The sequence below is a fragment of the Chromobacterium sphagni genome (genome assembly GCF_001855575.1).
In the GTDB taxonomy this organism is placed as follows: domain Bacteria; phylum Pseudomonadota; class Gammaproteobacteria; order Burkholderiales; family Chromobacteriaceae; genus Chromobacterium; species Chromobacterium sphagni.
In genome coordinates, this window is record NZ_MKCS01000001.1 from 1,935,690 (window position 1) to 1,950,707 (window position 15,018).

Consider the following 15,018-nt stretch of genomic DNA (forward strand, 5'->3'; position numbering starts at 1 on the left):
GCTAAATTGTATCCTCAAATGCCCTCGCGCACCGAATCGGCTCGCGACGGGCGTTTGCGCCATGCCGGAGAGACTGGCACTAATATAAGGAATATTGCGCAGTTTGTGGGCGGGCGCGCGACACAATCGGTCGATCCCGAGCATGATTGAGGCGGTAAAGTCCTGATCAGGTTAAACTCTGGCGCTTGTTTCAAGAGTCAAGAGCCATGAGTCAGTCACGTAACAAGGTCAGAATCATAGGCGGCGATTATCGCCGCCGCCTGTTGCCCTTCCCCGACGCGGAGGGGTTGCGTCCCACGCCGGACCGCGTCCGCGAAACCCTGTTCAACTGGTTGGGCCAGGATTTGTATGGCAAAAGCTGCCTGGACCTGTTCGCCGGCAGCGGCGCGCTGGGTTTTGAAGCGGCATCGCGTTCGGCCCGCCGCGTGGTGATGGTGGAGAAGTCGCGCAAGGCTTATCAGTCGCTGCAGGACAACCGCCAGCTGTTGCAGGCGGCCGCGCTGGAAGTGCAGAGCGGCGATGCGCTGCTGTATCTGAAGAGCAGTCGCGAGCGGTTCGACGTGATTTTCCTGGACCCGCCCTACGATTCCGACCTGCTGGAGCAGGCCCTGCCTTTGCTGCCGCCGCGGTTGACGGAGGAGGGAATGGTTTATCTGGAGGCCAGGCTATGGCCGGAAACGCTGCCCGAGGGCTTGGAGCTTGTCAGGCGAGACAAGGCCGGCACCGTACAGTATGGCCTGCTGCGGCGTGTGGCGGCGGACCCCGTTTGATTGCGCCGCGTGGCCGGAGTCGCCGCATAAGGTTATAACCAGTGCGAACTTGCGACCCGCCGCCACGGGTGACAGAATTCATGTAATGGAATACCTGAGGAATTTACTATGTCTTTGATGATTACCGACGAATGCATCAATTGCGACGTCTGCGAGCCGGAATGCCCGAATAACGCGATCTCGCAGGGCGAGGAGATCTATCAGATCGATCCCGAACTGTGCACCCAGTGCGTCGGCCACTACGACGAGCCGCAATGCCAGCAGGTCTGTCCCGTGGATTGCATCCCGCTGGACCCGTCCAATCAGGAGACGGAAGAGCAACTGCACGCCAAGTACCTGAAGATTTCCGCCAAGCCCTGAAGCGGCAAGTGACTGAAAAGAAAAGAAACGCCTTGCGCGCCGCGGGGCGTTTCTTATTTTTGCGCAAAACAATGCAGATTTTTTTGCGAAAGGTGTTGACGGAATCGGGGGGCATCTATAATATTCGGGTCTCTCACGGGGGGGTTACCCCAGCGGTCAACGGGTCCGGACTGTAAATCCGGCGGCTTAGCCTTCGAAGGTTCGAATCCTTCTCCCCCCACCAGAATTTAGTTGGACGTTTGGCAGTGGAAGTGTTGTGGTGTAGTGACCAGGCGGGTGTAGCTCAATGGTAGAGCAGAAGCCTTCCAAGCTTACGACGAGGGTTCGATTCCCTTCACCCGCTCCAAGCGTTTAGAAGCCTGTTTTAAGGGCCCATGTAGCTCAGGGGTAGAGCACTCCCTTGGTAAGGGAGAGGTCGGCAGTTCAATTCTGCCCATGGGCACCACCGTTTACTACTATGTTTCGTATTTGGGAATTTTGCCATGGCTAAGGAAAAGTTTGCGCGGACTAAGCCGCACGTAAACGTCGGCACCATCGGTCACGTTGACCATGGTAAAACCACTCTGACCGCTGCTATCACCACCATTCTGTCGAAGAAGTTCGGTGGCGAAGCTAAAGACTACTCCCAGATCGATAGCGCGCCGGAAGAAAAGGCACGTGGTATTACCATCAATACCGCGCACGTTGAGTACGAAACCGAAGCCCGCCACTACGCACACGTAGATTGCCCGGGTCACGCCGACTACGTTAAGAACATGATCACCGGTGCCGCCCAGATGGACGGCGCGATCCTGGTCTGCTCGGCCGCTGACGGTCCGATGCCGCAAACCCGCGAACACATCCTGCTGTCCCGCCAGGTTGGCGTGCCGTACATCATCGTCTACCTGAACAAGGCTGACCTGGTTGACGACGCCGAGCTGCTGGAGCTGGTTGAAATGGAAGTGCGCGATCTGCTGTCTTCCTACGACTTCCCGGGCGACGACACCCCGATTGTAACCGGCTCCGCTCGTCTGGCGCTGGAAGGCGACCAGTCCGAAATGGGCGAACCGTCGATCTTCCGTCTGGCCGCTGCTCTGGATTCCTACATCCCGACTCCGGAACGCGCTATCGACAAGCCGTTCCTGCTGCCGATCGAAGACGTGTTCTCGATCTCCGGCCGCGGCACCGTGGTGACCGGTCGTGTAGAGCGCGGCATCGTGAAAGTCGGCGAAGAGCTGGAAATCGTTGGCCTGAAAGAAACCGCCAAGACCACCTGCACCGGCGTGGAAATGTTCCGCAAGTTGCTGGACCAAGGTCAGGCTGGCGACAATGTGGGCGTGCTGCTGCGCGGCACCAAGCGTGAAGACGTTGAGCGTGGCCAAGTTCTGGTGAAGCCGGGCTCCATCAAGCCGCACACCGAGTTCAGCGGTTCCGTGTACGTGTTGAGCAAGGAAGAGGGCGGTCGTCACACTCCGTTCTTCGCCAACTACCGTCCGCAGTTCTACTTCCGCACCACTGACGTGACCGGCGCGGTTACGCTGGCTGAGGGCGTGGAAATGGTAATGCCGGGCGATAACGTGGAAATCACCGTTAAGCTGATCGCACCGATCGCGATGGAAGAGGGTCTGCGTTTCGCGATCCGCGAAGGTGGCCGTACCGTCGGTGCCGGCGTTGTTTCCAAGATCATTGCTTAATTAAAGTTTAAAGGCCAGTAGCTCAATTGGTAGAGTATCGGTCTCCAAAACCGAGGGTTGGGGGTTCGAGACCCTCCTGGCCTGCCAATTAAGACCAGCCGGCGCTTTGCGCCGGTTGGTCTTTTGTCGCATATGCGAGAGAAGATTCGACATGGAAATGCAAGATAAGATCAAGTTGGTTCTGGCTGGTCTTGTGGTGGTGGCCGGCATCGTCGGCTTTTACCTGATACCGGAAAGTCAGGGCCTGCTGCGCGCGCTGGCATTCATCGTCTCCATTGTGCTGGCTGCCGGCGTGGTGTGGACGTCTGCGACTGGCAAGGGTCTGGTGATCTATGCCAATGAGTCCATCGTCGAGGCTCGCAAGGTGGTATGGCCGACACGCAAGGAGGCGACCCAGGTGACGCTGATGGTGTTTGTATTCGTCACCGTGCTGGCGCTCTTCATGTGGCTGGTGGACTCCAGCCTGTCATGGCTGTTTTACGATGTGATTCTCGGTCGAGGTAGATAATGGCAAAGCGCTGGTATGTGGTACACGCGTACTCCGGTTTTGAGAAAAGCGTGCAGAAGGCGCTGCGTGAACGTATCGAACGTTCCGACATCGCAGATCAATTCGGTCAGATCCTGGTGCCGGTAGAGGAAGTGGTCGATATCAAGAACGGCCGCAAATCCATCACCGAGCGCAAGTTCTTCCCCGGCTACGTGCTGGTGGAAATGGAAATGACCGACGATACCTGGCACTTGGTGAAGAGTACGCCCAAGGTGACCGGTTTTGTCGGCGGCACCGCCAACCGCCCGGCGCCGATTTCCAAGAAGGAAGTCGAGGCCATCATGCAGCAGATGCAAGAGGGCGTGGAAAAGCCGAAGCCGAAGGTGTTGTTTGAGGTGGGCGAGCGCGTGCGCGTGATCGATGGTCCGTTCAACGACTTCAACGGCTCGGTGGACGAAGTCAATTACGAGCGCAACAAACTGCGCGTGTCGGTGCAGATCTTCGGCCGCGACACCCCGGTTGAGCTGGAATTCGGCCAGGTAGAGAAGCTGTAAAATTCTGCTTGGCAAGTTTGGCGAAGGCGTGTAAAATTCTGCGCTTTCGTCCTGGGAAGCGAACGCTGCCGTTCGCGTTACACCCGTTTTAGGAGTTTTAATCGTGGCAAAGAAAATTGTCGGCTATATCAAGCTGCAAGTGCCCGCTGGCAAGGCTAACCCGTCTCCTCCGATCGGTCCGGCACTGGGTCAGCGTGGTCTGAACATCATGGAATTCTGCAAGGCGTTCAACGCTCAGACTCAAGGCGTTGAGCCGGGTCTGCCGATTCCGGTTGTGATCACTGCCTACGCAGACAAGTCGTTCACCTTCATCATGAAGACCCCGCCGGCCACCATCCTTCTGAAGAAGGCTGCTGGCATCAAGTCCGGTTCCGCCAAGGCGCACGTGGACAAGGTGGGCAAAGTGACCCGCGCTCAGCTGGAAGAAATCGCCAAGACCAAGCAGCCGGATCTGACGGCTGGTGATCTGGACGCCGCTGTTCGCACCATCGCCGGCTCCGCCCGTTCGATGGGTCTGGAAGTGGAGGGCGTGTAAATGGCTAAGATCTCCAAGCGCTTGCAAGCCCTGAAGGCTACCGTTGATCGCAACAAGCTGTACGCTGTTGAAGAGGCGATCGCCCTGGTCAAGACCGCAGCCACCGCCAAGTTCGACGAGTCGATCGACGTCGCCGTGAACCTGGGCGTGGATCCGCGTAAGTCCGACCAGGTGGTTCGTGGCTCGGTGGTTCTGCCGCGTGGCACCGGCAAGTCCGTGCGCGTCGCTGTGTTTGCTCAAGGCGCCAACGCCGAAGCCGCCAAGGCTGCCGGCGCTGAAGTCGTAGGTTTCGAAGACCTGGCCGAGCAAGTCAAGGCCGGCAATCTGGACTTTGACGTCGTGATTGCTTCGCCGGATGCGATGCGCGTTGTCGGTCAGCTGGGTCAGATTCTGGGCCCGCGCGGCCTGATGCCGAACCCGAAGGTTGGCACGGTTACCCCGAACGTCGCCGAGGCCGTGAAGAACGCCAAGGCCGGCCAGGTTCAGTACCGTACCGACAAGGCTGGTATCATCCACGCCACCATTGGCCGTGCTTCGTTCGAAGTTGAAGCGCTGCGCGAAAATTTGTCCGCTCTGGTTGATGCCCTGGTGAAAGCCAAGCCGGCAGCTTCCAAGGGCGTGTATCTGAAAAAGATCGCCGTATCCAGCACCATGGGTGTCGGCGCTCGCGTAGATACCGGCTCCGTAAACGCCTAAGCGTTGCGGAGTCGCGATGGGGCGGTTCGCCGCCCCGTCAAGGCTTTGGGCTGGCAGGTTCGCCTGCCGGATTGTCAAAGACCGTAGGTGCCGCAAGGCTTAATAGCAGGCTTGCTTGTTACTGAGGCCAGCATCCTACGCAGATGGTGTACCCGAACAGGCTTCTGAAAAGTTCAAAGCTCATGTAGCTCAGGGGTAGAGCACTCCCTTGGTAAGGGAGAGGTCGGCGGTTCAATTCCGCCCATGAGCACCAGTTCTTTATGATGTCTCCTGATACAGGTCGCCGCTGCAAAGCGAGATGGAAATTTTTTCCATTTCATTTCAGTCTAGGAGGTAGACCTTGAGTCTCAATATCGAAGATAAAAAGGCGGTCGTCGAAGCAGTTTCTGCCGAACTGGCAGGCGCTCAGACCCTCGTTATCGCTGAATATCGGGGCATCGAGGTAAGCAGCATGACCAAGCTCCGCGCTCAGGCGCGAGCTAACGGCGTGTTCCTGCGCGTTCTGAAGAACACGCTGGTGCGTCGTGCCGTGTCCGGTACCGCGTTCGAAGGCTTGGCTGACCAGATGGTTGGTCCGCTGGTCTACGCGATTTCCGCTGACCCGGTTGCTGCTGCCAAGGTGCTGCATCAATTTGCCAAGGCTGACGACAAGATCGTCGTGAAGGCAGGTTCCTACGAAGGCAAGGTGCTGTCCGCTGCTCAGGTTGCTGAGCTGGCGTCCATCCCGAGCCGCGAAGAACTGCTGTCCAAGCTTCTCTACGTTATGCAGGCTCCGGTCGCTGGCTTCGCCCGCGCGCTGGCCGCCCTGTCCGACAAGAAGCAAGCCGAAGCCGCTTAACTTATTTGATTCTTATAGAATTCAGGAGATTTTCACATGGCAATCACCAAAGAAGACATCCTCGAGGCCGTTGCTGGTCTGACCGTGATGGAACTGAACGACCTGGTTAAGGCGTTCGAAGAGAAGTTCGGCGTTTCCGCCGCTGCTGTAGCTGTTGCTGGCCCGGCCGGCGCTGCTGCTGCTGTTGAAGAAAAGACCGAGTTCGACGTCGTTCTGACCGCCGCTGGCGACAACAAGGTTGGCGTGATCAAGGTTGTTCGCGCAATCACCGGTCTGGGCCTGAAAGAAGCCAAAGACCTGGTAGACGGCGCTCCGAAGAACGTGAAGGAAGGCGTGTCCAAGGCTGAAGCCGACGACGTTGCCAAGCAACTGATCGAAGCTGGTGCTAAGGCTGAAGTCAAATAATCTTCTTTGAAAAAAGAAGGTGAGGCTGGCGGAGAAATCCGCCAGCCTTATTGCGCTTGTAGTTGGCGGAAACGAAGAAGGTAAAAGCCAGCAATATACTTGGCGTGGCTGCTGACTTTTAGTTTCTTGCGCCACCCACCTCGATGGAGACTCTATGAGTTATTCGTTTACTGAGAAGAAGCGTATTCGTAAGAGCTTTGCGAAACGTGCCAGTGTTCTCGACGTCCCATTCCTGTTGGCGACCCAGATTGATTCCTACACCGAATTTCTCCAGCTGGGTGTGCCGCTGGATGAGCGCAAGGATGTGGGTCTTCAGGCTGCGTTCAAGTCGATCTTCCCGATCATCAGCCATAATGGTTACGCACGACTGGACTTCGCCCACTATATCCTGGGCGAACCGCCGTTCGACGTGCAGGAGTGCCAGCTGCGTGGCATCACTTTCGCCGCCCCGCTGCGCGCCCGCATCCGTCTGACGATTTTCGACAAGGAATCGTCCAAGCCGGTAGTGAAGGAAGTGCGCGAGAATGAGGTGTACATGGGCGAGATTCCGCTCATGACCACCAACGGGTCTTTCATCATCAATGGCACCGAGCGTGTCATCGTCTCCCAGCTGCACCGTTCGCCGGGCGTGTTCTTCGAGCACGACCGCGGCAAGACCCATTCCTCGGGCAAGCTGCTGTTCTCCGCCCGCGTGATTCCTTACCGCGGCTCCTGGCTGGACTTCGAATTCGATCCGAAGGACCTGCTGTACTTCCGTATCGACCGTCGCCGCAAGATGCCGGTGACCATTCTGCTGAAGGCGCTGGGCTACAGCAACGAAGAGATCCTGTCCGAGTTCTACAGCTTCGACACCTTCTACCTGACCCGCAACGGCGTGTTCATGCGCGTGGTGCCGGACCGTCTGAAGGGCGAAGTGGCCAAGTTCGACATCGTTGCCGCAGACGGCAAGCTGATCGTGGCCAAGGACAAGCGGATCACCGCGAAGCACATCCGCGACATCCAGACCGCCGAGCTCGACCGCATCGAAGTGCCGGCCGACGCGCTGTTGGGCAAGATGCTGGCGCACAACGTGGTCAACACCAACACCGGTGAAGTGATCTCGCGCGCCAACGAGGAAGTGACCGAGGAAGTGCTGGCCAAGCTGGCGCTGGCCGACATCGACCAGGTGGACGTGCTGTTCACCAACGATCTGGACCAGGGCGCCTACATTTCGCAGACCCTGCGTTCCGACGACATCCAGGACCAGCTGCAGGCGCGCGTGGCGATCTACCGCATGATGCGTCCTGGCGAGCCGCCGACCGAAGATGCGGTGGAAGCGCTGTTCCAGCGCCTGTTCTTCAGCGAGGAAACCTACGATCTGTCGCGCGTGGGCCGCATGAAGTTCAGCTCGCGCACCTATCAGTACAAGTTCGACGACAAGACCCCGGAGTGGTTCAAGTCGCTGATCGGCGACAAGTTCGCCGGCCGCCGCGACGTGATGGAAGGCACGCTGTCGACTGAAGACATCGTTTCCGTCATCGCCATCCTGACCGAGCTGCGCAACGGCCGCGGCGAAGTGGACGACATCGATCACCTGGGCAACCGCCGGGTGCGCTCGGTGGGCGAACTGGCCGAAAACCAGTTCCGCGCCGGCCTGGTGCGCGTCGAGCGCGCAGTGAAGGAACGCCTGAATCAGGCCGAGTCCGACAACCTGATGCCGCACGATCTGATCAACGCCAAGCCGGTTTCCGCCGCGATCAAGGAATTCTTCGGTTCCTCGCAGCTGTCGCAGTTCATGGACCAGACCAACCCGCTGTCGGAAATCACTCACAAGCGCCGCGTATCGGCGCTGGGTCCGGGCGGTCTGACCCGCGAGCGCGCAGGCTTTGAAGTGCGCGACGTGCACCCGACCCATTACGGCCGCGTGTGCCCGATCGAAACGCCGGAAGGCCCGAACATCGGCCTGATCAACTCGCTGTCCGTTTACGCGCGCACCAACGAGTTCGGTTTCCTGGAAACCCCGTACCGCAAGGTGGTGGACAGCAAGGTAACCAACGAGATCGACTACCTGTCGGCGATCGAAGAAGGCCGCTACGTGATCGCTCAGGCCAACGCCGAGCTGAGCGAAGACGGCGCGCTGATCGACGAGCTGGTGACCTGCCGCGAAAAGGGCGAAACCATTCTGGCGACTCCGGACCGCGTGCAGTACATGGACGTGGCCACCGGTCAGGTGGTGTCGGTGGCGGCTTCGCTGATTCCGTTCCTGGAGCACGATGACGCCAACCGCGCATTGATGGGCGCCAACATGCAACGCCAGGCAGTGCCTTGCCTGCGTCCGGAAAAAGCGTTCGTCGGCACCGGCATCGAGCGTTCCGTAGCCGTTGACTCCGGCACCACCGTGGTGGCCCGACGCGGCGGCGTGGTGGATTACGTCGACGCCGGCCGCGTGGTGGTCCGCGTCAACGACGAGGAAGCGACTGCGGGCGAGGTGGGTGTGGATATCTACAACCTGACCAAGTTCACCCGTTCCAACCAGAACACCAACATCAACCAGCGTCCGATCGTGAAAGTGGGCGACCACATCGCGCGCGGCGACGTGGTGGCTGATGGCGCGTCTACCGACCTGGGCGAACTGGCGCTGGGCCAGAACATGACCATCGCTTTCATGCCGTGGAACGGCTACAACTACGAGGACTCGATCCTGATCTCGGAGAAGCTGGTCGCCGAAGACCGCTACACCTCGATCCATATCGAAGAACTGTCCGTGGTTGCCCGCGACACCAAGCTGGGACCGGAAGAAATCACCCGCGATATCCCGAACCTGTCCGAACGCATGGCAGGCCGTCTGGATGAAGCCGGTATCGTCTACATCGGCGCCGAAGTCGAGGCTGGCGACGTGCTGGTGGGCAAGGTGACGCCTAAGGGCGAAACCCAGCTGACGCCGGAAGAGAAGCTGCTGCGCGCGATCTTCGGCGAAAAGGCCTCCGACGTGAAGGACACCTCGCTGCGCGTGCCGACCGGCACCGTCGGCACCGTCATCGATGTGCAGGTGTTCACCCGCGAAGGCATCGAGCGCGACAAGCGCGCCCAGTCCATCATCGATTCGGAACTGAAGCGCTATCGCCTAGACCTGAACGACCAGCTGCGGATTTTCGACAACGACGCCTTCAGCCGTATCGAGCGCCTGATTGTCGGCAAGATCGCCAACGGCGGTCCGAAGCGCCTGGTCAAGGGCACCGTGATCGATCAGGAATACCTGGCCGGCCTGCCGACCAAGCACGATTGGTTCGACATCCGCATGAGCGATGAAGACATCGCCAAGCAGCTGGAGTTGATCAAGGAAAGCCTGGCGCAGAAGCGCGAAGAATTCGACCTCAAGTTCGAAGACAAGAAGCGCAAGCTGACCCAGGGCGACGAGCTGCCGCCGGGCGTGCAGAAGATGGTCAAGGTCTACCTGGCGGTGAAGCGCCGCCTGCAGGCCGGCGACAAGATGGCCGGTCGTCACGGCAACAAGGGCGTGGTTTCGCGCATCCTGCCGATCGAAGACATGCCGTACATGGGCGATGGCCGTCCGGTCGACATCGTGCTGAACCCGCTGGGCGTACCGTCGCGTATGAACATCGGCCAGATCCTGGAAGTGCATCTGGGTTGGGCCGCCAAGGGCATAGGCGAGCGCGTCGACCGCATGATCAAGGAACAGCAGACCGCTGCCGAGATCCGTGGCTACCTGGAGCGCCTGTACAACGAAACCGGCCGTAGCGAGGACCTGGCGTCGCTGTCCGACGGCGAAGTGCTGGAACTGGCGCAAAACCTGCGCAAGGGCATGACTTTTGCTACACCGGTATTCGACGGCGCGAAAGAAGCCGAGATCAAGCACATGCTGGATCTGGCCTACCCGAGCGGCGACGAGCTGACCGAGAAGATGGGCTTCAACGAGTCCAAGACCCAGATGACCCTGCACGACGGCCGCTCCGGCGAAGCCTTCGACCGCAAGGTGACCGTGGGCGTGATGCACTACCTGAAGCTGCATCACCTGGTCGACGACAAGATGCACGCCCGTTCCACCGGCCCGTACTCGCTGGTGACCCAGCAGCCGCTGGGCGGTAAGGCGCAGTTCGGCGGCCAGCGTTTCGGTGAGATGGAGGTGTGGGCGCTGGAAGCCTATGGCGCCGCCTACACGCTGCAGGAAATGCTGACCGTGAAGTCGGACGATGTGACCGGCCGTACCAAGGTCTACGAAAACATCGTCAAGGGCGAGCACAAGATCGATGCCGGCATGCCGGAATCCTTCAACGTGCTGGTGAAGGAAATCCGTTCGCTCGGCCTGGATATCGACCTGGAACGTTATTGATTGGGTGCATGGGCGCGGCAGTTTGAGGCCGCGCCTGTCCCCTGACTGGAGACGCAATGAAAGCTCTGCTCGACCTCTTTAAGCAAGTTACGCAAGAAGAAGAGTTTGATGCGATTAAGATCGGCATCGCCTCGCCTGACAAGATCCGTTCCTGGTCTTATGGTGAAGTAAAGAAACCTGAAACCATCAACTACCGCACCTTCAAACCGGAGCGCGACGGCCTGTTCTGCGCGCGCATCTTCGGACCGGTGAAGGACTACGAGTGCCTGTGCGGCAAGTACAAGCGCCTCAAGCACCGCGGCGTGATCTGCGAGAAGTGCGGCGTCGAAGTGACGCTGTCCAAGGTGCGCCGCGAGCGCATGGGCCACATCGAACTGGCCAGCCCGACCGCGCACATCTGGTTCCTGAAGTCGCTCCCGTCGCGTCTGGGCATGGTGCTGGACATGACGCTGCGCGACATCGAACGCGTGCTGTACTTCGAAGCGTTCGTCGTGACCGATCCGGGCATGACCCCGATGCAGTACCGCCAGCTGCTGACCGAAGAGGACTTCCTGGACAAGGAAGATCAGTACGGTGAAGAGTTCGTCGCCATGATGGGCGCCGAAGCGGTGAAGGAACTGCTGAAGAAGCTGGATCTGGACAGCGAGATCGAAACGCTGCGCGCTGAACTGAAGGCCACCAGCTCCGACACCAAGATCAAGAAGATCTCCAAGCGCCTGAAAGTGCTGGAGGCCTTCCAGCGCTCCGGCATGAAGCCGGAATGGATGATCCTGGACGTGCTGCCGGTGCTGCCGCCGGAGCTGCGCCCGCTGGTGCCGCTGGACGGCGGCCGCTTCGCGACCTCCGACCTGAACGACCTGTACCGTCGCGTTATCAACCGTAACAACCGTCTGAAGCGCCTGCTGGAACTGCGCGCGCCGGACATCATCGTGCGCAACGAGAAGCGCATGCTGCAGGAATCGGTTGACTCGCTGCTGGACAACGGCCGTCGCGGCAAGGCGATGACTGGCGCCAACAAGCGTCCGCTGAAGTCGCTGGCCGACATGATCAAGGGCAAGGGCGGCCGTTTCCGTCAGAACTTGCTGGGTAAGCGCGTCGACTACTCCGGTCGTTCGGTGATTACCGTCGGCCCGACCCTGCGTCTGCATCAGTGCGGCCTGCCGAAGAAAATGGCGCTGGAGCTGTTCAAGCCTTTCATCTTCCACAAGCTGGAAGTGATGGGCCTGGCCTCCACCATCAAGGCGGCCAAGAAGCTGGTCGAACAGGAAGTGCCGGAAGTCTGGGACATCCTGGAAGACGTGATCCGCGAGCATCCGGTGCTGCTGAACCGCGCGCCGACCCTGCACCGTCTGGGCATCCAGGCGTTCGAACCGGTACTGATCGAAGGCAAGGCCATTCAGCTGCATCCGCTGGTCTGCGCGGCGTTCAACGCCGACTTCGACGGCGACCAGATGGCCGTACACGTTCCGCTGAGCCTGGAGGCGCAGATGGAAGCCCGCACCCTGATGCTGGCCACCAACAACGTGCTGTCCCCGGCCAACGGCGAGCCTATCATCGTGCCGTCGCAGGATATCGTGCTGGGTCTGTATTACATGACCCGCGACAAGGTGAACGGCAAGGGCGAGGGCATGGTGTTTGCGGACACCAAGGAAGTGCATCGCGCTTACGAAACCCGCCAGGTTGAACTGGCCACCCGCATCACCGTCCGCCTGAAGGAATGGGAAAAGGACGAGCAGGGCGAGTTCCAGCCGGTGATCAAGCGCTACGACACCACCGTCGGCCGCGCGATCCTGTCCGACATCCTGCCGAAGGGCCTGCCGTTCGAGCACATCAACAAGGCGCTGAAGAAGAAGGAAATCTCGAAACTGATCAACGTTTCGTTCCGTCGTTGCGGCATCCGCGACACGGTCATCTTCGCCGACCAGCTGATGTACACCGGTTTCGCCTACTCGACCCGCGGCGGTATTTCCATCTGCGTGGACGACATGCAGATCCCGAAGAAAAAGACCGAACTGCTTGGCGAAGCCAACAAGGAAGTCAAAGAGATCGAAGAGCAGTATCGCCAGGGTCTGGTGACTCAGGGCGAGCGTTACAACAAGGTTGTGGATATCTGGGGCCGCACGGGCGACAAGATCGCCAAGGCGATGATGGACGAATTGTCCAAGCAGCGCGTGCTGGATCGCGACGGCAAGGAAGTCGACCAGGAATCCTTCAACTCGATTTACATGATGGCCGACTCCGGCGCGCGGGGTTCCGCGGCGCAGATCAAGCAGCTGGCCGGCATGCGGGGCCTGATGGCGAAACCGGACGGTTCGATTATCGAAACGCCGATTACCGCCAACTTCCGCGAAGGCCTGACGGTACTGCAGTACTTCATCTCCACCCACGGCGCCCGTAAGGGTCTGGCGGATACGGCGTTGAAGACCGCGAACTCCGGTTACCTGACGCGTCGTCTGGTCGACGTGACCCAGGATCTGGTGGTGATCGAGGACGATTGCGGCACCACCAACGGCTTCACCATGAAGGCGGTGCTGCAGGGCGGTGACGTGATCGAAGCGCTGCGCGACCGCATTCTGGGCCGCGTGACCGCGGTAGACGTGGTGGATCCGTCCACCGGCGAAACCGTGATCGAAGCCGCTACGCTGCTGGACGAGCAGATGGTCGACTCGATCGACAGCCTGGGCATCGACGAAGTGAAGGTGCGTACCGCCATCACTTGCGACACCCGCTACGGTCTGTGCGCCAAGTGCTATGGTCGCGATCTGGCGCGCGGCAAGCGCGTCAACGCCGGCGAGGCTGTCGGCGTGATCGCCGCCCAGTCGATCGGCGAGCCGGGCACCCAGCTGACCATGCGTACCTTCCACATCGGTGGCGCCGCGTCGCGAAACGCAGCCGCCAGCCAGGTGGAAGGCAAGTCGAACGGTACCGTGCGCTTCTCCAGCCAGATGCGTTATGTCGCCAACACCAAGGGCGAGCTGATCGTGATCACCCGCTCCGGCGAAGTGGTGATCCATGACGACATGGGCCGCGAGCGCGAGCGTCACAAGGTGCCGTACGGCGCGACCCTGATGGTCACCGACGGTCTGCTGATCAAGGCGGGCACGGTGCTGGCCACCTGGGATCCGCACACCCGTCCGATCATCACCGAGTACGCGGGCCGCGTGAAGTTCGAGAACGTGGAAGAGGGCAACACCGTAGCCAAGCAGACCGACGAAGTGACCGGCCTGTCGACGCTGGTGGTGATCGACCCGAAACGCCGCGCCGGTTCGCAGTCGAAGATGCTGCGTCCGTTGGTGAAGCTGCTCGACGACAACGGCAACGAAGTGAAGCTGGCCGGTTCCGACGCGTCGGTATCGATCACATTCCAGGTTGGCGCCATCATCACGGTGCGCGACGGTCAGGACGTGGGCAAGGGCGAAGTGCTGGCCCGCATCCCGCAAGAATCGTCCAAGACCCGCGATATTACCGGTGGTCTGCCGCGCGTGGCCGAGCTGTTCGAAGCCCGTTCGCCGAAGGATGCCGGCATGCTGGCCGAGGTGACTGGTACCGTTTCGTTCGGCAAGGACACCAAGGGCAAGCAGCGCCTGATCATCACCGATCTGGAAGGCAGCGGCTACGAAAACCTGATCCCGAAGGACAAGCACGTGCTGGTCCATGACGGCCAGGTGGTGAACCGCGGCGAATCCATCGTCGACGGTCCGGTCGATCCGCACGACATCCTGCGTCTGCAGGGCATCGAGGCGCTGGCCCGCTACATCGTCCAGGAAGTTCAGGAAGTTTATCGTCTGCAGGGCGTGAAGATTAACGACAAGCACATCGAGGTGATCATTCGCCAGATGCTGCGTCGCGTCGTGATCTCCGACAGCGGCGACACCGAGTTCATCCAGGGCGAGCAGGTGGAACGTGCCGAAGTGCTGGAAATGAACGACAAGATGATGGCGGAAGGCAAGGAGCCGGCGCAGTACGAAAACGTGCTGCTGGGCATCACCAAGGCGTCCTTGTCCACCGACTCGTTCATCTCGGCGGCTTCCTTCCAGGAAACCACCCGCGTGCTGACCGAAGCGGCGATCATGGGCAAGAAAGACGATCTGCGCGGTCTGAAGGAAAACGTGATCGTCGGCCGTCTGATCCCGGCCGGCACCGGTCTCGCCTACCATCGCACCCGCCGTCGCCAACACCTGGGTCTGGACGCTGCCGAATCGCAGCTGTTCGAAGCAGGCATGCTGAACACCGCATTGGAAAACGACGACTGACACCGGTCCTAGACCTTAAGTGTTGAAAAAACGCTGCCCTATCAACGGTTAACGTGATAGGGCAGCGTTGTTTTCATTGACTCTGGGCCATTGACTAAAATATAATCCTCCGTCCTT

General features: G+C 59.9%; 11 protein-coding genes and 5 tRNA genes. All 16 read left to right on the plus strand.

Annotated features, from left to right (window positions below; translation table 11 throughout):
- Window positions 1-206: 206 nt before the first annotated feature.
- The 16 genes from rsmD to rpoC all read left to right on the plus strand — a co-directional run bounded on the left by rsmD (window position 207) and on the right by rpoC (window position 14,901).
- Window positions 207-770 carry a 16S rRNA (guanine(966)-N(2))-methyltransferase RsmD gene (rsmD, locus tag BI347_RS09145; RefSeq protein WP_071115753.1) on the plus strand — a complete coding sequence of 188 codons (564 nt, stop codon included), beginning with the start codon at window positions 207-209 and terminating at the stop codon, window positions 768-770.
- A gap of 108 nt (window positions 771-878) precedes the next feature.
- Entirely contained in the window at window positions 879-1,130 is a 252-nt protein-coding gene (locus BI347_RS09150) for a YfhL family 4Fe-4S dicluster ferredoxin (protein ID WP_071114269.1), read from the plus strand.
- A gap of 137 nt (window positions 1,131-1,267) precedes the next feature.
- Window positions 1,268-1,353: transfer RNA gene (locus BI347_RS09155), tRNA-Tyr, on the plus strand.
- 49 nt (window positions 1,354-1,402) lie between these two features.
- Window positions 1,403-1,476 (plus strand) — tRNA-Gly (locus tag BI347_RS09160).
- A gap of 24 nt (window positions 1,477-1,500) precedes the next feature.
- Window positions 1,501-1,575 (plus strand) — tRNA-Thr (locus BI347_RS09165).
- A 37-nt stretch (window positions 1,576-1,612) separates the two neighbouring features.
- Complete coding sequence (gene tuf, locus BI347_RS09170; protein WP_071114270.1) at window positions 1,613-2,803, plus strand: elongation factor Tu; 1,191 nt, start codon at window positions 1,613-1,615, stop codon at window positions 2,801-2,803.
- A gap of 11 nt (window positions 2,804-2,814) precedes the next feature.
- Window positions 2,815-2,890 (plus strand) — tRNA-Trp (locus BI347_RS09175).
- A gap of 64 nt (window positions 2,891-2,954) precedes the next feature.
- Window positions 2,955-3,311, plus strand: a complete 357-nt coding sequence (gene secE / locus BI347_RS09180; protein ID WP_071114271.1) for a preprotein translocase subunit SecE — start codon at window positions 2,955-2,957, stop codon at window positions 3,309-3,311.
- On the plus strand, window positions 3,311-3,844 hold the full coding sequence (gene nusG / locus BI347_RS09185) for a transcription termination/antitermination protein NusG (RefSeq protein WP_071114272.1): 534 nt from the start codon (window positions 3,311-3,313) through the stop codon (window positions 3,842-3,844). Before secE ends, nusG begins: the two co-directional genes overlap by 1 nt.
- 103 nt (window positions 3,845-3,947) lie before the next feature.
- Complete coding sequence (gene rplK, locus BI347_RS09190) at window positions 3,948-4,379, plus strand: 50S ribosomal protein L11 (RefSeq protein WP_043575242.1); 432 nt, start codon at window positions 3,948-3,950, stop codon at window positions 4,377-4,379.
- Window positions 4,380-5,075 (plus strand): 50S ribosomal protein L1, encoded by a 696-nt coding sequence (rplA, locus tag BI347_RS09195; protein ID WP_071115754.1) that lies wholly within the window; start codon window positions 4,380-4,382, stop codon window positions 5,073-5,075.
- 178 nt (window positions 5,076-5,253) lie between these two features.
- A tRNA-Thr gene (locus BI347_RS09200) sits at window positions 5,254-5,328 on the plus strand.
- An 87-nt stretch (window positions 5,329-5,415) separates the two neighbouring features.
- Complete coding sequence (gene rplJ / locus BI347_RS09205) at window positions 5,416-5,913, plus strand: 50S ribosomal protein L10 (protein ID WP_071114274.1); 498 nt, start codon at window positions 5,416-5,418, stop codon at window positions 5,911-5,913.
- Between the two features lie 36 nt (window positions 5,914-5,949).
- Complete coding sequence (gene rplL / locus BI347_RS09210) at window positions 5,950-6,318, plus strand: 50S ribosomal protein L7/L12 (RefSeq protein WP_071114275.1); 369 nt, start codon at window positions 5,950-5,952, stop codon at window positions 6,316-6,318.
- Window positions 6,319-6,472: 154 nt separating this feature from the next.
- Window positions 6,473-10,648 carry a DNA-directed RNA polymerase subunit beta gene (gene rpoB / locus BI347_RS09215; protein WP_071114276.1) on the plus strand — a complete coding sequence of 1,392 codons (4,176 nt, stop codon included), beginning with the start codon at window positions 6,473-6,475 and terminating at the stop codon, window positions 10,646-10,648.
- A 56-nt stretch (window positions 10,649-10,704) separates the two neighbouring features.
- Complete coding sequence (rpoC, locus tag BI347_RS09220) at window positions 10,705-14,901, plus strand: DNA-directed RNA polymerase subunit beta' (RefSeq protein WP_071114277.1); 4,197 nt, start codon at window positions 10,705-10,707, stop codon at window positions 14,899-14,901.
- Window positions 14,902-15,018 lie beyond the last annotated feature (117 nt).